Raw genomic sequence first — 19,146 nt, forward strand, 5'->3', positions numbered from 1 at the left:
GATTCTGCGACTGCTCGCAGCGATTGTCCCCAGCGTGACTGGCCCAGGCCAGCCACTCCTCGCATGCTGTCCCGGTGCACCTTGGAGCGCTAGCGCTGTTGGAAAAGGCCGGCGGGTTCGCCACCACCGCCCAACTGCTGACGGTCATGACCCGACAACAGCTCGACGTCCAGGTCAAGAACGGTGGCCTCGTTCGCGTGTGGTACGGGGTCTACTCAGCCCGGACGCCAGATCTACTGGGGCGCTTGGCCGCACTTGACGTCTTCATGGGACAACGGGCCGTGGCTTGCCTGGGCACTGCGGCCACGCTATACGGGTTCGACACGGAGAACACCACAGCGATTCATGTGCTCGACCCCGGCGTACGGATGCGGCCCACTGTCGGTTTGATGGTTCACCAGCGCACCGGCGCCCGGCTGCAGCGGGTGTCAGGCCGTCCGGCAACCGCCCCGGCGTGGACGGCCGTCGAGGTCGCACGACAGCTGCGCCGTCCCCGAGCTTTGGCCACTCTTGACGCCGCACTGCGATCAATGCGGTGCACTCGCTCCGAGATTGAAAGTGCCGTTATCGAGCAGCGAGGTCGCCGGGGAGTCGTCGCGGTGCGCGAACTGTTGCCACTTGCCGACCCCCGAGCGGAATCGGCTATGGAGAGCGAAGTTAGGCTCGTCATCATCGACCACCGGTTGCCGCTCCCGGAACTGCAATATCCGATCTACGGCCGCGGCGGCGAGCTGTGGCGACTCGACTTCGCTTGGCCTGACAGGCGTCTGGCGGCCGAGTACGAAAGTGTTGAGTGGCATGCCGGGCGCAACGAGATGCTGCGTGACAAATCAAGGTGGGCCAAGATCCAGGAACTCGGGTGGACGATTATCCCGATTGTCGCCAGCGACGTGAGACAGGAGCCCCACCGCCTCGCCCAGCGAATCGCGAGCCACCTGGACCGCACGCGCATGGCTATCTAACGCTGGCGAGCAGTCGCAGAATCGCACGCCAAAGGCCGGCGGAACGCGATTGTATGTCTGCTCGTCAGCGGCATAGGATCCTCGACAGTGCTTGGCGCAGAATGCCAATGGGGTCGTCCGGAAGCTCCCTGCACCGCAAGCCGACAATATCGTCCGGGCGTACCAACAGCGCTCCTTCCGGCGCGAGACCGGTCACCGCGAACCACGCCTCGTCGCGGAGGCATCGCGTCGCGATCGGCACACCGAGGGCCTGCGACGCCGCAGCCGTAGCACCGCGCCAGCGCTCGTCGCCGGTGAGCAGGGTGAATCCGGGGCCGAGCAGATCCAGGGTCGAAGTGCGCTGTCCGCCTTGCGTTATCCACAGATGCGGTACCCGGGTGCCGGGTTGCCCACATAATTCGTCCACCTGCTGCACCTCGTCCGGGTCCATCGCCGGCTGGTCCGTCACTACCGCCGCCGAGTGATACCGATAACCGATCAGCAACTGGAACATCGAGCACTCTTCGCCGGCGGGCAACCGGGGTCGGTCCTCGTTCAACTCGAGCATGGTGACGGTCGGGCCGGTGAGCGACTGGCGGGCCGCGAATCGGCCGACCGGGTGACGCTCGGCGTGATAGGTGGCCAACAGCCCCGGACCGGCGGTCTCCTGCAGGACGGCAGCCAGCTTCCAGGCCAGATTGTGTGCGCTCTGGATTGCGCAGTTGGCTCCCCCGACCTTGAACGGCGGCATCGTGTGCGCCGAATCGCCGACCAGAATTGCACGACCACAACAGAACTGGTCGGCCACCTGTTCGTAAGGTTGCCACGACGCGACTTCGATAATCTGCGCGTCGAGAGGTTCACCGATGGCCATGGCCAGTAGATCACGGCAATGCTGCAGCGTAAACTGTTGTGCCGTTTCACCTTTGGCGGGAAATTAGGTGGTGGTGAACATGCCGATGTCGTCGGTGACCGCCAAGAATATTCCCGGTGCTTCCGGGTTGGTGACCTGCACCGCGTCCCCGTCGTTCAGGTCTGAGACGAAATGCCGCCACGGCGCCCGGAAGTAGATGAAGACGACATAGATCGGCAGCGCCCCGTAACCGGATGTGGTAATCGAGAGCGCCTTGCGGAACGGGCTGTGCACGCCGTCGGCGGCGATCAGGTAGTCGGCACGTACCGTCTCGCGCTTTCCCGATTTCCGGTCGGCGATGGTCGCGGTGACGCCGGCCTCGTCCATGTCGAACGAGACGAACTTCGTCCCGTAGCGAACTTCGCCGCCATGGGCGCGGGTCGCACCCAACAAGATCGGTTCAGATTTGCTCTGTGGGCAATACTGCGCGGCCGGTTCGGGGCTCAGCGTGTCCAGGCCCGCGAAGAGTGCGTCGATGTCCATTGCCGGTCGCTCTTCGGCGCTGTTGAGCGTCGGCTTCACCACCATGGTCGAAACATGCTCGGCAGCCGCGTGCACCCGGTCGCCCACTCCGACGCCGCGCAGGATCTCCACACTGCGGAAGCTGAGATTGCGGGCCTTGGGATAGCTGAAGACTTCGTCGCGCTTGTCGACGAGCAGCGAAGCAACACCGTGTTGGGCCAGTAGCGCCGGCGCCGGTATATCGCCGCCTTGCCGACCCGGGCGCGGGACGCGATGTCGTCCATGCTCACTTGGTCGTAGCCGGCTTCGGCCACACCCGCCAGCGTCGCCTCGAGGATGACCGCGTCCAACGACCGGTCGAGACGCCCGGGACTGCGCCGCGGGCGCGACGCTCGCTTCAGCGGGTCGTTGCCCGCACGCTCAACTGCCATGGCATGTGAACCATTCTGCCGACACTACTCAGTTCCGCTAACCGGGTGCGGCCCCCGCGAGGAACTCCTCGGCGACGGCGACAACCCGCTCACGATCGCGGGGCACCAGGCCGATTCGGGTTCGGCGATCCAGGATGTCGTCGACATCCAGTGCACCCTCATGGGTCACTGCGTACTCGAACTCGGCCCGGGTTACGTCGATGCCGTCGGCGACCGGTTCGGTGGGACGCTCGCAGGTGGCGGTGGTGATGACATTGGCTGCTTCGGCGCCGTAACGCGCCACCAATGACTGGGGCAAGCCGGCCGCCGGTCCCTGCGGGCAAGGCCCGGGGTTCGCCGGCGCACCGATCAACGGCAGGTTGCGAGTCCGGCAATCACCGGCGCGCAACTGCCGCAGGCTGATCGCGCGGTTCAGCACATCCTCGGCCATATACCGGTATTCGGTCAGCTTGCCGCCGACCACGCTGATCACCCCCGACGGGGACTCGATGACCACGTGGTCGCGGGAAACGTCAGCGGTACGGCCCTCGCCGGTGTCGATCAGTGGCCGGAGCCCGGCATAGGCACCGATGACATCGGTGGTCTGCAGTTTGGTCGTCAGTGCGGTGTTGACTGTGTCCAGCAGGAACATGATTTCTTCCGAAGATGGTTCTGGCACATCCGGAATCGGTCCGGGAGCATCTTCGTCGGTCAACCCCAGGTAAACCCGGCCCAGCTGCTCGGGCATGGCGAACACAAAGCGGTTGAGCTCACCGGGAATCGGAATAGTCAGCGCCGCAGTCGGATTCCCGAAGGCATCGGCGTCGAATACGAGATGCGTTCCACGGCTGGGACGTAACTTCAGCGAAGGGTCGATCTGGCCGCCCCACACGCCCGCGGCGTTGATGACGGCGCGGGCGGACACATCGAAGGTTTGGCCAGTGCGCTGGTCGGTCAACCGCGCCGAAGTGCCCGTCACGTTCGATGCGCCAACATAAGTCAGGATCCGGGCGCCGTGCTGGGCCGCGGTGCGCGCGACCGCCACTACCAGTCGGGCGTCGTCGATCAATTGTCCGTCGTAAGCCAGAAAGCCGCCGGCAAGGCCGTCACGTCGCACGGTCGGCGCCATCTCGACCACGCGCTGCGCCGGGATTGTGCGCGATCGGGGCAGCGTCGAGGACGGCGTGCCGGCCAGCATGCGTAACGCGTCGCCGGCCAGGAACCCGGTGCGCACCAGCGCGCGTTTGACGTGACCCATCGACGGCAGCAGCGGGACCAGCTGCGGCATCGCATGCACCAAATGAGGGGCGTTGCGGGTCATCAGGATTCCGCGTTCGATCGCGCTGCGCCGGGCAATGCCCACGTTGCCGCTCGCCAGGTAGCGCAACCCGCCGTGCACCAGTTTGGAACTCCACCGGCTGGTGCCGAACGCGAGGTCGTGCTTTTCGGCCAGCGCCACCCGCAGGCCTCGGGACGCGGCGTCCAACGCGATCCCGACACCGGTGATGCCGCCACCGATGACGAGCACATCCAGCGCTTCGCCCTCGGCGAGAGCGGTCAGTTCGGCAGTGCGGCGCGCGGCGTTCAGAGCGGTCGAATTGGGCATCAGGCCAGGTATCCGTTCAGTGAGTAGGTGAGTTCGGCAGCCAGTGCTTGGGAACCGAGGATCGGATTGACGATGTCGACGGACTGGATCGTCGACTGGGCGATGAGCAGCACCATGGTCGCGAGTTGACGGGGGTCGCCGGCGCGGACGCTGCCCGATCGTTGTGCCAGTTTGAGCCGCGCCGCGAGCCCTTCGATCAGGAACTGCTGGCTGGTGCCCAGGCGCTCGGTGATGTAAACCCTGGCCAGGTCCGAGTGCATCAGCGCCTTGATCAAGTCGTCGCGCCGCAGCCGATCAGCCACCGCGACGACTTGTCGCACCACGGCTTCACGGTCGTCGCCATCGAGGGGCAATTCGTTGAGCACGTCGGTGATGTGGCTGGTCAGCAATGCCGCTATGATCGACCGGGTGTCCGGCCACCGGCGGTAAACGGTCGGGCGACTGACGCCCGCGCGTCGTGCGATCTCGGCGAGAGCCACCTTGTCAACACCGTAATCGCGGACACAGCTCGCGGTCGCCGCAAGTATGCGGGCCCCGATGTTTTCGGGAGCATTACTCGTTGACAGCATATGTAATACTGTAACGCATGACACATCTCGAGGAACTCCTTCCGCCCATGAAATGGAACGCGTGGGGAGATCCCGCCGCTGCGAAGCCGCTCTCCGACAGCGTCCGTGCTCTGCTGAAACAGGTTGTCGGCCTTGGCGATTCGGATGAAGCCGAACTGGATCCCGATCAGGTGACACTGCGCCCGTCCACGTTGTCGCAGGCCGACCGGGATGCGCTGGCCGAAATCGTCGGCGCCGAATACTTCCGTGCCACCGATCGCGACCGGTTGCTGCACGCAGGCGGCAAATCTACCCCAGACATGCTGCGGCGCAAGGACACTGGTCCTCAGGATGCTCCCGACGCGGTGTTGCTGCCCGGTGATGACGGCACTGTCGCCACGATCCTGCGGTATTGCTCCGACCACGGCATCGCCGTTGTCCCCTTCGGAGGCGGCACCAACGTCGTCGGCGGGCTCGATCCCGACCGCGGCAAGTTCGGCGCGGTGATCTCGCTGGATTTGCGACGCTTCAACCAACTTCACTTTCTCGACGAGGTATCGGGCATAGCGGAATTGGGCGCCGGCGTCACCGGCCCCGAGGCCGAACGCCTGCTCGGCGAGCACGGCTTCTCGCTCGGGCACTTTCCGCAAAGCTTCCTATTCGCCACCATCGGTGGTTTCGCGGCAACCCGTTCCTCCGGCCAGGATTCGGCCGGCTATGGCCGGTTCAACGACATGATTCTCGGGCTGCGGATGATCACCCCGGTGGGTGTGCTGGATCTGGGCCGGGTAGCGGCATCGGCGGCGGGTCCGGACCTGCGCCAACTTGCGATCGGCTCGGAGGGTGCCTTCGGCGTCATCACCAAGGTGCGACTGCGGGTACACCGGATACCGGAAACGACGCGCTACGAGGCCTGGTCGTTCCCCGACTTCACTACCGGCGTCGAGGCGCTGCGTGCCATCACCCAAACCGGAACCGGACCCACCGTCGTCCGCCTCTCCGATGAGGCCGAGACCGGCGTGAACCTCGCCACCACCGAATCGATCGGCGAAAGCCAAATCACCGGCGGCTGTTTGGGCCTCACCCTTTTCGAGGGCACCAAGGAACACGCCGAAAGCCGGCACGCCGAGACGCGCGCGTTGCTGGCGGCCAACGGCGGAACGTCACTGGGTGAGGGGCCGGCGCAGGCATGGGAGCGCGGCCGGTACGCCGCGCCCTACCTGCGCGACTCGCTGCTGGCGGCCGGCGCACTTTGCGAGACGCTGGAGACCGCCACCGACTGGTCCAACATCGCGACATTGAAAGCCGCAGTCACCGAGGCGCTGACCACGTCACTGGCGGAATCGGGTACCCCGGCGCTGGTGATGTGCCATGTGTCGCACGTGTACCCGACCGGGGCGTCGCTGTACTTCACCGTCGTCGCGGGGCAGCGAGGCAATCCGATCGAGCAGTGGATGACAGCCAAGAAGGCGGCGTCGGACGCGATCATGGCCAACGGCGGCACCATCACCCACCACCACTCGATTGGCGCCGACCACCGCCCCTGGATGGGTGAGGAGGTTGGCGATCTGGGTGTGCAGTTGCTGCGCGCGATCAAGGCGACCCTGGATCCGGCCGGAATTCTCAATCCCGGCAAGCTGATTCCGTGACTGCCGAGAACCCTGTCTCCCGGCAACCGCGCCGGCGCGAGATCGGCAAGGTGACCGCGCTGACCAATCCTGTCTCGGGGCACGGCGCCGCGGTCCGGGCCGCACAAATCGCGATTGCCCGGCTGCATCATCGCGGTGTGGAAGTCGTCGAAATCATCGGCGACGACGCGCAAGACGCGCGTTATCTCGTTTCGGCTGCACTCGAGAAGGGCACCGACGCCGTCGTCGTCACCGGCGGCGACGGTGTTATCTCCAATGCGCTGCAGGTGTTGGCGGGCACCGATGTTCCGCTGGGTATTATCCCGGCGGGCACCGGCAATGATCACGCCCGCGAATTCGGGATTCCCACCAAGGATCCCGAAGCCGCCGCGGACATCGTCGTCGACGGCTGGACGGAAACCATTGACCTGGGCCGGATCCGCGACCGCGCGGGGGTCGATAAATGGTTCGGCACCGTGGCGGCAACCGGATTCGATTCGCTGGTAACCGATCGAGCCAATCGGATGCGGTGGCCGCATGGGCGCATGCGCTACTACATCGCGATGCTCGCCGAGCTGTCGCAGCTGCGGACGTTGCCGTTCCGATTGATCCTCGACGGTGCCCGGGAGATCGAGACCGACCTCACGCTCGCCGCCTTCGGCAATACCCGCAGCTACGGCGGCGGGCTGCTGATCTGCCCCAACGCCGATCATTCCGACGGTCTGCTCGACATCACCATGGTGGCGTCGGGATCACGGACAAGGTTAATCCGTTTCTTCCCCACCGCCATGAAGGGCACTCACGTCGAACTGGACGAGGTGACCACCGCACGGGCCAAGACCGTCGACGTCGAGTGCCCCGGCATCAACGTGTACGCCGACGGCGACTTCGCGTGTCCGCTGCCCGCCGAGATCTCCGCGGTTCCGGCCGCGCTACAGCTGCTGCGCCCCAATCCCTCAGCGGTGTAACGACTCGGTCACGGAACCCGACATCTTTTCCAAACCCGATCAGGGAGGGAAGATGTCCGGACTTCGCCAGACCGCGCTCGTCACCTTGGCTGCTGCGTCGTGGTGTTGTGTCGTGACGTCGGAAGCTCCCCAGGCGGCAGCCGACGACGGTCCGAGCTGGAACGGACAATACGTCGTGACGTTCGGGGCCAACGCGAAAACCGGCACCAGCATCGCAGCCGGTGCACCGGAATACGCCCACCGGGCGAAATACTCCTTCAGGTCCAGCTGCGCGGCGGGTGTCTGTATCGCGACGGTGACCGATGGGCCGCCGGCCAAGAACGAGTTCATCCAGCGCCCAATCGAATACACCTGGAACGGCTCCCAATGGGTGCGAGAGACGACCTGGAAATGGGACTGCCTGCTGCCCGACAGGACGATCGAATACGACCCGGCCACATCCATTGCGGTATATACACCCGGAGCGTATGGAATCCTCACCGGCGTGTTCCACACCGACATCACCAGCGGCGCCTGCAAAGGAAATGTCGATATGCCGGTATCGGCCAAGCCGGCGTTCGAGCCGGACAGTGTTATCTAGCGATAGCTACTGGGTGGCGGGCTTCGGAGCCAACCCGATCCAGCCCGGGGACCTCCCGCTAGCCCTCAGGTCAGGCCGCGATCACCACCGGCAGCGGTCAGCTGGCAGGCGCATCAGGCTGATCGGGCGGAATCGCGCCGTCGCAACCACCGGGCGGTGGCGGACCCGGCAGCGGCTCGTCGCCGCTGACGCAGTCGTAGTACCACTGCGGCCCGGTCATATAGGTTCGCATCCACTGGTGCCAGAACGACCCGTCGGGATACTTCTCGCCGTCGCACACAGCTAACTCGCCAAAACCCCAACGCCCGCCCGGGCAGTAGCCCATCGTCATGTTTGGCTTGTGCGGGTCCGGCGGGTCAGCGCTGGCAACCGCAGCAGAAGACACAATCACCGCAGCACAGCCCAACGTCGCGGCGCCAAGGCGAGTAAGGTACGACTTCATTTGTGTTTTGACCCTTCTTTGGCTTGCTGAATCCATACGGCTGATTTCAAGTCAGATCTGAACATGTGAATGAGCTTCGGCCAGACAGCGTAAGTAAACGGACCTTCTCGAGAAGGATCTGAAGTCCGGACTGTTCTGATAAACGTGTGGCATTGACTCGCTAGTTCGGCCAAAAGTCGCAACATACTCGCGGCAGTTTACGGCACGGAGGGCCGACCGTGTCAACTCGAAGTGGACCGGTGAGCGGGACACATCAGACCGACCGAAAAGGCGGTAACGGCCCCGCCGCCACGCCCCATTGCTTACGCCGCATAGGCATATCGTCCGTCGATCATCACTACGCAGGAGCCCCGGTCAACGGAACGTTGTCAAGTCGGGGGAACGGTGGCGGGTACGTACCAGCGCCGCGCGCTGAAATCGATGAACTCAATAATTTTAGGTTATAGATTTATAATGGCTTTTTATTAGCATCTGATGAGAGATATCTGTACGGTATAAGCCGGTTTTCGTTTGAGCACTGAATAGCGCCTTAGTGTGCGACGCTATAAGGGCCGAAATTTCATGGTCGCCCGGTCTTGATCTCCGGCTGGTCCGTGGGCGTCGATGATCAGGTATTCTTCGCCCCTTTACGCCGTTCTTCGATCCGCGGATCGAGCGATCATCCAGCCCCGACGGAAACGTATCTGCGGTTGAGTTGCGGGATCGAGAGGTCAATCATTCGATCGGGGCAGTGCGCGCACCAGGCACCCTTTCCCCGGACCACAGCTCCGGCCAAGCCAACGTCGACTGCGAGGGCAGGCCAGTGGGGGCCGAGGCCGAAAGCCGTCGATCCCAACCATCCAGGAGGCCGTGACGCCGACCGAGGAATGGCGCCGAGGGCGAGACGAATTGGAGCACAAGGACAATGGCGGCTGTGGCGTCCGCCTGTGGTTCACGCCAGCCTCGTCATGGCCCGACCGGGCGGAACGCTGGTTACCCGTACTAACCGATAACTCGTTGCGGCCGTTGGTATTTCATTGCCGCGGTTCTCGAACTGACCGCCTCGATCCAGGAATTCATCTACCCACACAACGACGCCCCACGACCACACGTTTGGACAGCGACCGCAGAACCCGCATCGCCACGTTACCCGTTTGGTCGCAGCCGGTCTGCTCATTTTGGCCCTGACGACAGATGCATCGTGGCGCACTGCCCCACAAGCCGCCGCGACGATGCCTCCCGGGCCGATGCTGCCACTGGGCGGCACCAACACGTGGATAACCGACGCCAGCGGGCGATTCGTCGTGTTGTACGGTCTCAACCAGCTATACAAATTCCCACGGTACGAGCCGTCCGCCGACGGATTCGGCGACGACGACACGGCTTTCCTTGCCGCCAGCGGTTTCAACGCGGTGCGGTTGGGTGTCTTCTGGACGGCCGTCGAACTCCAACCGCTCACCTATGACGACACTTACCTCGCCTCGATCGCGCAGACCGTGCAGACGCTGGCGGCGCACGGCATCGTCAGCCTGCTCGATATGCGCCAGGATATGTACAACGAGATTTTTCGAGGTGAGGGCGCCCCGGCGTGCGCGGTGCCGGAAACCAGGCTGCCCAACCACCAATTCGGTTTTCCCAACAACTATTTCCTCAACCAGCGCTGGAAAATGCATATGCCGCGTTCTGGCGAGACGCGCCGGCGCCGGACGGGATCGGAGTAGAAGACCACTTTGCACGCGCCTGGGCGCATGTCGCGGAGTACTTCCGCAACAACGCCGCAGTAACGGCTACGAGGCGTTTAACGAGCCGTTTCCGGGATTCGTGTGAGAAGGGTGCTTGAACCCGGTCTTGGGCTGCCCGGTCCAGGACCACAAGTCGACGAACTTCTACAAAAAGATCGCTTCGATAATCCGGGCGGTCGACCCAACCAGGTTGGTCTTCTTCCAGCCGTATCAAGCTCTTCGCCGCCGGAATCCACACGGACCTCGGCAGAGTGATCGACCCACACACCGCCTTCGCGTTTCACGACTACTGCGCCACCGAGAATACGGTGCATGTAGATGTCGAGTGCCCGGTCTTGGACGCGATCACGCAAACCAACGGAACAATCTACGCAAAGTTCTTCCAGATCCCGCAACTGATGACGGAGTTTGGCGCCACCACTAACCTGCAGAACATCACCGAGGTGATACCGCAAGCGGACCTGCAGAACATGGGTTGGTTGGAGTGGGCGTACACCGGCAATGATCCGACGAGCACGGCATCCGATGCGCAGGCGCTGGTCTACAATCCGGCACTCCCGCCGACCGGCGATAACGTCAACACAGCCAAACTCGCAGTGCTCGCCGAACCGTACCCCCGAGTGGTCGGCGGCACACCCAAGTTCTGGGCATTCCGCGTAGGCAAGTTCCAACTGTCCTATTCGACTGAGCGAGCCGACTACCACGGAAGTTTCGTCTCCGGCGAGCAGACAGTCATCTCAGTGCCCGCCATCGAGTATCCGAACGGCTATCAGGTGAATGTCAAAGGCGGACAAGTCACTTCGGCAGCCGGCGCTACCTTGTTGACCATCGTGGCAGACCCGGGCGCAAGCACCGTCGAAGTTGTCGTGGCGCCCTGACGGCTAGCGGTGTCGTGAAGCATCCCGGATTTTGTTCGAATCTTCATCGCGCAATCCCCTGCCTCAGAAGGGGTTCAACCCCTCAACGCCGGCGCAACTCTTTCAGGTCGAAGTAGCTAACCGACCCCGCGGCTCAACCACGCGACCTCACCCGCGTCGCCACCGTCTCGGTACACCTCGAGCGCCTCGTCCCACGCCGTTCCGAGCACCGAATCCAGCCCGGCGGCAAGGGTGTCAGCGCCCTGCGCCATCAACGTCCGCAGCCGCATCTCTCCCACCATGATGTCGCCGTTGGCGCTCATGGCACCGCTCCACAAGCCCAGCTGCGGGGTGTGGCTGAATCGCTGCCCATCAACGCCCGGGCTGGGATCTTCGGTGACCTCGAACCGCAACACCGACCACGAGCGCAACGCATTGGCCAGCCGGGCCCCGGTGCCCACCGGCCCCACCCAGTTGGTGACCGCACGCAATTGCCCGGGCATCGCCGGCTGTGGCGTCCAGACCAGATTCGCCTTGGCCTGCAGGGTCGACGACAACGCCCACTCGACATGCGGGCATACCGCCGCGGGCGAGGCGTGGATGTACACCACGCCGGTCGTCACGTCGGCGAACTGATTCGACGCACGCATCTCTTGCTCCTTCGGTTCACGAGGGACGTCTTCCCCAACGACCTGGCGAACCAGCAGAGCGAGATACCTGCCTGAAATTATTGTTGTCTTGCGTGTCTATTGTGCCCTGTGGGACCGGTGTTGCGCTAGTGTGCAGTCCGGATTAGCTGTACTGGGTCAAAACCGAGTCCGAAACCGCAGGCCACAGATCCAAAGCCCACTCGCCGAAATCACGATCCGTGAGGACCACCAGCGCCAGGTCCGCGTCGGGATCGGCCCAGACAAACCCGCCCGCCTGACCGAAATGGCCATATGTTCGCGGCGAGTTGCGGGTACCCGTCCAGTGCGGCGACTTGGCATCCCTGAGCTCAAAGCCCAGCCCCCAGTCATTGGGACGCTGGACGCCGTATCCGGGCAGCACCCCGTCCAGGCCTGGGAACTGCACGGTGATCGCCTCGCCGTGCATCGGTCCGGACACGGTCTGCGGGCGCAGCAGATCACCGGCGAAGAGCGCCAAGTCGGCGACGGTCGACGTGGCGCCGAATCCGGCCGCGCCCGTGCCGCCATCGAGCCGGGTGGCGGCCATGCCCAATGGCTCGAACACCGCCTCGGTCAGGTAGCCGGCGAACTCGATGCCGGATTCCCGCTGCACCGCCTCGGCCAACACGGTGAAGCCGTAGTTGGAATACATCCGCCGGGCGCCGGGACGAGCGAGCGGTTTCGCCGAATGCATCGCCAACCCTGATGCGTGCGCGAGCAGGTGGCGGATCGTGGAGCCGGGGGGTCCGGCCGGGGTGTCCAGGTCGACGACACCTTCCTCGACGGCGACTTGCGCGGCACGCGCCACCAGTGGCTTGGTCACCGACGCCAGCGGGAAAGCCTGTGCGGTATCGCCGTGGGTGGCCAGCACACCGTCGGGTCCAACTATCGCGGCGGCAGCCGCGGGGACCGGCCAGTCGTCAAGAGCGTTCAGAGCGGCCATGGAGTCGGGCGCTTCACTTCCTGGCGATGTAGTAGTTGTTCAGCGGATCTGACTCGATTTCGCGGACTTGCACATCAACGAACCCGGCGGCGGCAAGCATCGAGGTGGCCACCTGCCGGCCCCACACCGTCCCCAGCCCCACGCCGTCCAGCGCCAGCGACACCGTCATGCAGTGCATCATCGACGTGGTGTACAGATAGGTGCTCAGCGGAACACCGATGTTGTCCTCGAGCCGGCTCGACGCCTTGATGTCAACCATCAGCAGCACACCACCGGGTCGCAGCGCTCGATGGATGTTCGCCAGCACCCGCGCCGGTTGCGCTTGGTCGTGGATGGTGTCGAAGGCGGTGATCACGTCGTAGGCGGCTGCTTTTTCGGTGACCTCGTCGAGGTGCGCCAGGTCGTGCCGCTCGAACGCGGCGTTGTTCAAGCCAAGTCGAGCCGCTTCCGCCGCACCCGCCGCGACGGCGGCGTCCGAGAAGTCGATGCCGGTGAACCGGCTGTGCGGGAAGGCCTGCGCCATCAAATTGACCGCATGCCCACTGCCGCAACCGAAATCGGCCACCTCGGCACCGGCGCGCAGACGCTCCGGCAGGCCGTCGACCATGGGCAATACCACGTCGACGAGGGTGGCGTCGAACACCTCACCGCTCATCTCGGCCATCAGGGTGTGGAAGCGCGGGTAGTCACTGTAGGGCACGCCGCCGCCGGCCCGGAAGCAGTCGATGACCTTTTGCTCGACTTCGCCGAGCAATGAGATGAACTGCGTGACGCGGGCCAGGTTGTTGGGTCCGGCGGCTCGGGTAAGGGCTGCCGCCCGATGGGCGGGCAGCGCGTAGGTGCCCTTCTCGGGGTGGTAGTCGACGACCTGCGCGGCGGTCACCCCGCCCAGCCATTCCCGGACATAGCGCTCGTTCAGGCCCGCCGCCTCGGCGATCTGGGCGCTGGTCGACGGCGGCAGCTCGGCCATCGTGTCCAGCAGCCCGGTCTGATGGCCGACGCTGAGCAGAATCGCCAAACCGGCGCCGTCGATGGCGGCAACAATCCGGTTGCCAAATTCCTCACTGGTTTCGGGGCTGGTTTCGGGGCCGGTTTCGGGGCCGGTGTCGGTTGCCGTCATGGTCAGCGACGCTACACCGGGCTGGTGAGGCGCTGAGTCTGCGTTCAGCGTGAGCACGCCGCCGAAATGGACGCACTCACCGCAGAATCGACGCGCTGAGCGCGGTCTCGGTGAGGCTCATAACGTCGAGCTATAGGTTTGAGCCCATGAGTCAGACAGTGCGCGGCGTGATTTCACGAAAAAAGGGTGAGCCCGTCGAATTGGTGGACATCGTCGTCCCGGAGCCCGGGCTCGGGGAGGTTGTCGTCGACCTCAGCGCCTGCGGCGTGTGCCACACCGATCTGACCTACCGCGACGGCGGCATCAACGACGAATACCCGTTCCTGCTGGGCCACGAGGCCGCGGGCACGGTCGAAGCGGTCGGCCCTGGGGTAACCACGGTCGAACCGGGCGACTTCGTGATCCTGAACTGGCGTGCTGTCTGCGGTCAGTGCCGGGCGTGCAAACGGGGCCGGCCGCACTACTGTTTCGACACCTTCAACGCCGAACAGAAGATGACGCTGACCGACGGCACCGAGCTCACCCCCGCGTTGGGCATCGGCGCGTTCGCCGACAAGACGCTGGTACACGCGGGTCAATGCACCAAGGTCGATCCGGCAGCCGACCCGGCCGTGGCCGGTCTGCTGGGTTGCGGAGTGATGGCCGGCATCGGTGCGGCGATCAACACGGGCGGTGTGACCCGCGATGACAGCGTGGCGGTGATCGGCTGCGGCGGTGTGGGCGACGCCGCGATCGCCGGTGCCGCGCTAGTCGGTGCCAAAAAGATCATCGCGGTTGACACCGACGACACCAAGCTGCAATGGGCCCGCGAATTCGGCGCCACCCACACCGTCAACGCCAGCGAATCCGACGTCGTCGCAACCATCCAAGACCTCACCGACGGCTTCGGCGCCAACGTGGTGATCGACGCCGTCGGCCGGCCCGAAACCTGGAAGCAGGCCTTCTATGCCCGCGACCTGGCCGGAACCGTCGTACTGGTGGGTGTGCCCACGCCCGAAATGCGTCTGGGCATGCCGCTGCTGGACTTCTTTTCTCACGGCGGAGCGTTGAAGTCCTCGTGGTACGGCGACTGCCTGCCCGAACGCGACTTCCCCACCCTGATCGACCTCTATCAGCAGGGCCGGCTTCCGCTGGACAAGTTCGTCTCCGAACGCATCGGGCTCGGCGATGTCGAGGAGGCATTCCACAAGATGCACGGCGGCAAGGTGCTGCGCTCGGTGGTGATGTTGTGACGATCGAGCGCGTGGTCACCCATGGAACTTTCGAACTCGACGGCGGCAGTTGGGAAGTCGACAACAACATCTGGCTGGTCGGCGACGACTCCGAGGTCGTGGTTTTCGACGCCGCCCATGACGCGGTGCCGATCATCGAGGCGGTCAGGGGCCGCAACGTGGTAGCGGTGGTGTGCACGCATGGCCACAACGACCACGTGACGGTCGCCCCCCAACTCGGTGAGACCCTGGACGCGCCCGTGCTACTGCACCCCGGCGACGACGTATTGTGGCGAATGACGCACCCGGACAAACACTTTCGTCCCATCGCTGACGAAGATACGGTGCGGGTGGCCGGGATGGAGTTGCGTGCCCTGCATACCCCGGGCCATTCACCGGGATCGGTGTGCTGGTATGCCCCGGACCTCGGCCCCGGCGTGGTGTTCAGCGGTGACACCCTCTTCTCCGGCGGACCCGGGGCAACCGGACGCTCGTTCTCCGACTTCCCCACGATTCTGCGGTCGATCTCCGAACGGCTCGGGAGGTTGCCCGCCGACACCGTCGTGCACACCGGCCACGGCGACAGCACCACCGTCGGCGATGAGATCGTCCACTACGAAGAATGGGTCGCCCGGGGTCACTGAAGGCCGGTTAGTGCCCCTCCAGAATCCGGCGCTTCTCAGACTCGAACTCGCTTTCGGTCAGCGCACCTGAATCACGCAACGCGGCAATCGTTTTGAGGCGCTCAAGCTTGACACCCTCGTCGCTGGGTTCGACGGGCACCGACCACCCGGCCGGCGACACCACCTTGGGCCGGCTGCGGCTCAGCCACATCACCGACAACGCCAGGTCCGCCAGGCCGACGACGAAGACGGCGACGAATACCCACACCAGATAGCCGTAAGAACTCTGATGACCGAAAGCCAGTCGCGGATTGATGTATCCGCCGACCTGCCCCTCGGTGGTCACGCGATAGGTGCCTTCGGCCGGAACCTGGACAATCCATACCCGCACATGCGCGTCGTTGTTGACCGTCGTTGTGCTGCCCATACTTTCGGTGAGACGTGGTTGTGGCACACCCTCGGGCGGGTCGATGGAGATGCCCAACGGCGGGACGGGCAGGCCGGTGCCGTTGGTGCCGCCGATGACGACGGTGTGCAGGCTGACGGTGACTTCCCCCGCCGGCAGATGGATGCTGCCCGAGCCGGGGACGGGCACTTCACCGTAGGCGTTGTACTTGTCCAGAAAAAATGCGTTGACCACCGACGTGGTGATGAAGCCGGCCACCGATACCACCAGCATCGCGATGGCCAATGCCAGCGAAATCTTGGCGACCCGTCTGCTGTTCATCCACGCAGTTTGTCACGCCGACGGGCGCGAAGCATCGCGACGACCACCGCACCGCCAAGCACCACAAACGCCGTCACCGGCACCCAATCCCCCAACCGTTGGTACGGCGTGGTGCTCGAGCCCAACGGAACGCTGACCACCACGGCGCCCCGGAAATCCGACGGGCACCACGCCAGCCGGTGCCCTCGGACGTCGAAGGCCGAACTGTCGCCGGACAACCCGGCATGCACCGCTGGGCGGCCCGCCTCGACCGCACGCACCGCGGGTTGCGCGGCCAATTGCAGCTGCGCCCAACTGCCTTGAAAAGTGGAGGTGGAACTCTGGTACACCAGCAACTCGGCCCCCAGCAGCGCTTCGCGCCGCGCCAGATCGGAAAACGTGGTCTCATAGCTGACCAGCGGTCCGATATCGAGACCACCGGCAGACAGCACCACCGGCCCGGCTCCCCGCCTCCGGTCTTCGGCGGCGGCCTTGCTGTGGCGGGTGACCCAGCCGACCAGCGGCCGCAGCGGCACATATTCGCCGAACGGCACCAGACGGGTCTTGTGGTAACTGCCGAGCACTCCGCCTGCACCCACGAGTACCGACGACTTGTAGATGCCCCCACCCGGCGCTGCCGCATCGACGTTGACAAGCAGCTCGGCGCCCACCCGTCGGGACAACTCCGCCAGGCGGGCCAGCACCTCGGGATGTCTGGTGAGATCCTGCCCCACGCTGCTTTCGCCCCAGACCACCAAGTCCAGGCGCTGGCCTACGAGGGTGGCCGTGATCGCCTCACTGGCCGCTTCGCGGGCGGTCGCATCGTCGATATCGCCGGGCTGTACGAGCGCGACTCGCACGGTCGGACCGGAGGCGGGCGCCGGGCCCAGCAGGTACCACGCCGGCCCCAGTGCCGCGCACGCCGCCGCACACCCCAGTGCGACCATCCGCATCGGCCCGTGGTGCACGATCGCGACGGCGATGGCGGCGTTGGCAGCGACCACCAGAAAGCTCGTCAGCCACACTCCGCCCACGGACGCCGACGCCAGTGTGACGGGCTGATTCCATTGCGATGCCCCCAACAGCGCCCACGGACCGCCCAACGGGGGCCATGCCCGCACCGCTTCGGCCGCCACCCACGCGCTGGGCAGCATCACGACCGCGGCAGCCACGCGGCCGGCGGTCACCGGCGCCGACAACAGCCGGTGGACGATCCATCCCCACGGCAGCCACAGGCCCCCGAGTCCGATGGCGTACACCACCAACAGCGGGCCGGTGCTGGTCGCCAGCCAGTATTGAGTGGTCAACACAAACCCGCCGACACCCCAGCAGGCCCGCACGGCGCCGTCCCACGATGTGGCCGCGGCCCGCACCACCAGCAGCAGCGGCACCACCGCGAACCACGCCAGCCACCACCACGATGGCGCCGGGAAAGCCAGCGCCGGTAGCGCGCCGAGGACCAACGCCACCGCCCATCCGGGGACGCGTCGCCGGCACGTTCCCGAATGGAGGGCCATGGTGTTCAGCATGCCGGTCGGATTCTGCGACGGCGAGGAAAAGAGGACACTAGACAGGCGCCACCGGAAAAGGAGTGAAACGCATGGCTAACGATCTGATCGCCACGGTGCCCGATCTGTCCGGCAAGCTCGCCGTCGTCACCGGCGCCAACAGCGGTCTCGGGTTCGGGCTGGCCCGACGACTGTCGGCGTCCGGCGCCGATGTGGTGATGGCAATCCGCAACCGCGCCAAGGGTGAGGCGGCGATCGACCAGATCCGCACCGCGGTTCCCGACGCCAAGCTGACCATCAAGGCACTCGACCTGTCGTCGCTGGCCGCCGTCGCCGCGTTGGGTGAGCAGTTGAACTCCGAAGGCCGCCCGATCGACATTCTGATCACCAACGCCGGCGTCATGACCCCACCCGAACGCGACACCACCGCCGACGGCTTCGAATTGCAGTTCGGCAGTAACCATCTCGGTCACTTCGCGCTGACCGCCCATCTGCTGCCGCTGTTGCGCGCGGCGCCGGCCGCGCGGGTGGTCTCGCTGAGCAGCTTGGCGGCACGGCGCGGTCGTATCCACTTCGACGACTTGCAGTTCGAAAAGTCCTACGCCCCCATGGCGGCCTACGGACAGTCGAAGTTGGCAGTGCTGATGTTCGCCCGCGAACTGGACCGCCGCAGCCGCGAGGCCGGCTGGGGGATCATGTCCAATGCCGCGCACCCCGGGTTGACCAAGACCAACCTGCAGATCAGCGGACCTTCGCACGGCCGGGAAAAGCCGGCGCTGATGCAGCGGCTGTACCAGGCGTCGTGGCGATTGACTCCATTCTTTTGGCAGGAGATCGACGAGGGGATACTGCCCGCGCTGTATGCGGCCACCACTCCGCAGGCTGAGGGCGGCGTGTTCTACGGCCCCCGGGGCTTTTACGAGGCAGCCGGCGGTGGCGTGACGGAGGCCAAGGTGCCCGCCCGGGCCCGCAACGACGCTGACTGCCGACGTCTCTGGGAGGTTTCCGAGCGTCTCACGGGGGTCAGCTATCCGACGCCGGCCTGATAGGCCGCCGGAACCGGCGGGGTAGTGATCCTGCCGGAACCGGCGGATAGCGCAGCCTACTGCCAGTCGCCGAGGACGCAGCCAGAAGGGCTGGCGCGCAGGGTGATTCGCTGATCGCCAAGACGGGGGCGGGCGTGTCGGTGCCCGCTGCGGCGTTTACCCGGACCGGGCTCGGTGGTTGTGTTCATCGCGACTGCAGCCACTGCGACCGCTATCGCGGCGTGCGTGTCGTGTGTGCGGCTGCC

General features: G+C 65.2%; 17 protein-coding genes and 2 pseudogenes. 9 read left to right on the top strand and 10 right to left on the bottom strand.

The features are described from left to right. Nucleotides 1–74 precede the first annotated feature (74 nt). Nucleotides 75–962 (top strand): hypothetical protein, encoded by an 888-nt coding sequence (locus EET10_RS17240; RefSeq protein ID WP_036402644.1) that lies wholly within the window; start codon nt 75–77, stop codon nt 960–962. A gap of 64 nt (nt 963–1,026) precedes the next feature. Here EET10_RS17240 and EET10_RS17245 read toward each other — a convergent pair. The 4 genes and pseudogenes from EET10_RS17245 to EET10_RS17260 form a co-directional block, all read right to left on the bottom strand. After that, nucleotides 1,027–2,556 (bottom strand): annotated as a pseudogene (locus tag EET10_RS17245) (FAD-dependent monooxygenase). Beyond that, nucleotides 2,547–2,747, bottom strand: a pseudogene (locus tag EET10_RS17250) (helix-turn-helix domain-containing protein); the annotation flags it as partial. The pseudogenes EET10_RS17245 and EET10_RS17250, both read right to left, overlap by 10 nt. A 37-nt stretch (nt 2,748–2,784) precedes the next feature. Continuing rightward, complete coding sequence (locus EET10_RS17255) at nt 2,785–4,332, bottom strand: glycerol-3-phosphate dehydrogenase/oxidase (protein WP_099187468.1); 1,548 nt, start codon at nt 4,330–4,332, stop codon at nt 2,785–2,787. Next, nucleotides 4,332–4,901: a TetR/AcrR family transcriptional regulator gene (locus EET10_RS17260; RefSeq protein WP_036402642.1), complete on the bottom strand. Its 570-nt coding sequence runs from the start codon at nt 4,899–4,901 to the stop codon at nt 4,332–4,334. Before EET10_RS17260 ends, EET10_RS17255 begins: the two co-directional genes overlap by 1 nt. Before the next feature lie 47 nt (nt 4,902–4,948). On the opposite strand from EET10_RS17260, the gene EET10_RS17265 reads away from it, so the two are divergent. From EET10_RS17265 to EET10_RS17275, 3 genes are read left to right on the top strand one after another with little or no spacing between them, the layout of a single operon-like run. Beyond that, complete coding sequence (locus EET10_RS17265; protein WP_063466573.1) at nt 4,949–6,529, top strand: FAD-binding oxidoreductase; 1,581 nt, start codon at nt 4,949–4,951, stop codon at nt 6,527–6,529. Next, nucleotides 6,526–7,476, top strand: a complete 951-nt coding sequence (locus EET10_RS17270) for a diacylglycerol kinase (RefSeq protein WP_036402640.1) — start codon at nt 6,526–6,528, stop codon at nt 7,474–7,476. Before EET10_RS17265 ends, EET10_RS17270 begins: the two co-directional genes overlap by 4 nt. Before the next feature lie 52 nt (nt 7,477–7,528). Beyond that, nucleotides 7,529–8,056 carry an Rv2253 family sensor-like surface protein gene (locus EET10_RS17275; RefSeq protein ID WP_036402638.1) on the top strand — a complete coding sequence of 176 codons (528 nt, stop codon included), beginning with the start codon at nt 7,529–7,531 and terminating at the stop codon, nt 8,054–8,056. Nucleotides 8,057–8,153: 97 nt separating this feature from the next. Here the strand turns inward: EET10_RS17275 and EET10_RS17280 are convergent, their stop codons facing one another. After that, the gene (locus tag EET10_RS17280; protein ID WP_036402636.1) at nt 8,154–8,498 is read right to left on the bottom strand and encodes a hypothetical protein; all 345 of its coding nucleotides are present in this window, start codon (nt 8,496–8,498) and stop codon (nt 8,154–8,156) included. A 1,133-nt stretch (nt 8,499–9,631) separates the two neighbouring features. Between EET10_RS17280 and EET10_RS17285 the strand changes: the two genes are divergently transcribed. Next, nucleotides 9,632–10,198, top strand: coding sequence for a hypothetical protein (locus tag EET10_RS17285; protein WP_051490486.1), 567 nt, complete (start codon nt 9,632–9,634; stop codon nt 10,196–10,198). Between the two features lie 272 nt (nt 10,199–10,470). Beyond that, a complete protein-coding gene (locus tag EET10_RS17290; RefSeq protein ID WP_122502345.1) occupies nt 10,471–11,097 on the top strand; it encodes a hypothetical protein in 627 nt (208 codons plus the stop codon). Between the two features lie 116 nt (nt 11,098–11,213). Here EET10_RS17290 and EET10_RS17295 read toward each other — a convergent pair whose 3' ends face one another. The 3 genes from EET10_RS17295 to EET10_RS17305 all read right to left on the bottom strand — a co-directional run bounded on the left by EET10_RS17295 (nt 11,214) and on the right by EET10_RS17305 (nt 13,807). Further along, entirely contained in the window at nt 11,214–11,726 is a 513-nt protein-coding gene (locus tag EET10_RS17295; RefSeq protein ID WP_036402634.1) for a DUF3145 domain-containing protein, read from the bottom strand. A 142-nt stretch (nt 11,727–11,868) separates the two neighbouring features. Beyond that, nucleotides 11,869–12,687: a serine hydrolase domain-containing protein gene (locus EET10_RS17300; RefSeq protein ID WP_122502346.1), complete on the bottom strand. Its 819-nt coding sequence runs from the start codon at nt 12,685–12,687 to the stop codon at nt 11,869–11,871. Between the two features lie 13 nt (nt 12,688–12,700). Then, nucleotides 12,701–13,807, bottom strand: coding sequence for a class I SAM-dependent methyltransferase (locus tag EET10_RS17305; RefSeq protein ID WP_063466597.1), 1,107 nt, complete (start codon nt 13,805–13,807; stop codon nt 12,701–12,703). Nucleotides 13,808–13,953: 146 nt separating this feature from the next. On the opposite strand from EET10_RS17305, the gene EET10_RS17310 reads away from it, so the two are divergent. Beyond that, entirely contained in the window at nt 13,954–15,039 is a 1,086-nt protein-coding gene (locus EET10_RS17310; RefSeq protein WP_063466594.1) for an S-(hydroxymethyl)mycothiol dehydrogenase, read from the top strand. Beyond that, nucleotides 14,988–15,662, top strand: a complete 675-nt coding sequence (locus EET10_RS17315) for an MBL fold metallo-hydrolase (protein WP_099188453.1) — start codon at nt 14,988–14,990, stop codon at nt 15,660–15,662. The genes EET10_RS17310 and EET10_RS17315 overlap by 52 nt, the downstream gene beginning before the upstream one ends. A gap of 7 nt (nt 15,663–15,669) precedes the next feature. Here the strand turns inward: EET10_RS17315 and EET10_RS17320 are convergent, their stop codons facing one another. Both EET10_RS17320 and lnt read right to left on the bottom strand, forming a co-directional pair. Next, nucleotides 15,670–16,368 (bottom strand): SHOCT domain-containing protein, encoded by a 699-nt coding sequence (locus EET10_RS17320; protein WP_122502347.1) that lies wholly within the window; start codon nt 16,366–16,368, stop codon nt 15,670–15,672. Further along, nucleotides 16,365–17,864, bottom strand: coding sequence for an apolipoprotein N-acyltransferase (lnt, locus tag EET10_RS17325; RefSeq protein WP_081260366.1), 1,500 nt, complete (start codon nt 17,862–17,864; stop codon nt 16,365–16,367). The genes EET10_RS17320 and lnt overlap by 4 nt, the downstream gene beginning before the upstream one ends. 83 nt (nt 17,865–17,947) lie before the next feature. Between lnt and EET10_RS17330 the strand changes: the two genes are divergently transcribed. Further along, nucleotides 17,948–18,901 (top strand): SDR family oxidoreductase, encoded by a 954-nt coding sequence (locus tag EET10_RS17330; RefSeq protein WP_122502348.1) that lies wholly within the window; start codon nt 17,948–17,950, stop codon nt 18,899–18,901. The last annotated feature ends 245 nt before the right edge of the window (nt 18,902–19,146 follow it).

Origin of the sequence: Mycobacterium pseudokansasii (assembly GCF_900566075.1) — a bacterium.
Lineage (GTDB): Bacteria > Actinomycetota > Actinomycetes > Mycobacteriales > Mycobacteriaceae > Mycobacterium > Mycobacterium pseudokansasii.

What these genes read in the sequence shown, in the direction of transcription:
- EET10_RS17255 (WP_099187468.1), bottom strand. Translation starts at nt 4,332, where the DNA reads ATGCCCAATTCGACCGCTCTGAACGCCGCGCGCCGCACTGCCGAACTG.
- EET10_RS17260 (WP_036402642.1), bottom strand. Translation starts at nt 4,901, where the DNA reads ATGCTGTCAACGAGTAATGCTCCCGAAAACATCGGGGCCCGCATACTT.
- EET10_RS17265 (WP_063466573.1), top strand. Translation starts at nt 4,949, where the DNA reads ATGAAATGGAACGCGTGGGGAGATCCCGCCGCTGCGAAGCCGCTCTCC.
- EET10_RS17275 (WP_036402638.1), top strand. Translation starts at nt 7,529, where the DNA reads ATGTCCGGACTTCGCCAGACCGCGCTCGTCACCTTGGCTGCTGCGTCG.
- EET10_RS17280 (WP_036402636.1), bottom strand. Translation starts at nt 8,498, where the DNA reads ATGAAGTCGTACCTTACTCGCCTTGGCGCCGCGACGTTGGGCTGTGCT.
- EET10_RS17295 (WP_036402634.1), bottom strand. Translation starts at nt 11,726, where the DNA reads ATGCGTGCGTCGAATCAGTTCGCCGACGTGACGACCGGCGTGGTGTAC.
- EET10_RS17300 (WP_122502346.1), bottom strand. Translation starts at nt 12,687, where the DNA reads ATGGCCGCTCTGAACGCTCTTGACGACTGGCCGGTCCCCGCGGCTGCC.
- EET10_RS17305 (WP_063466597.1), bottom strand. Translation starts at nt 13,807, where the DNA reads ATGACGGCAACCGACACCGGCCCCGAAACCGGCCCCGAAACCAGCCCC.
- EET10_RS17310 (WP_063466594.1), top strand. Translation starts at nt 13,954, where the DNA reads ATGAGTCAGACAGTGCGCGGCGTGATTTCACGAAAAAAGGGTGAGCCC.
- EET10_RS17320 (WP_122502347.1), bottom strand. Translation starts at nt 16,368, where the DNA reads ATGAACAGCAGACGGGTCGCCAAGATTTCGCTGGCATTGGCCATCGCG.
- lnt (WP_081260366.1), bottom strand. Translation starts at nt 17,864, where the DNA reads ATGGCCCTCCATTCGGGAACGTGCCGGCGACGCGTCCCCGGATGGGCG.
- EET10_RS17330 (WP_122502348.1), top strand. Translation starts at nt 17,948, where the DNA reads ATGGCTAACGATCTGATCGCCACGGTGCCCGATCTGTCCGGCAAGCTC.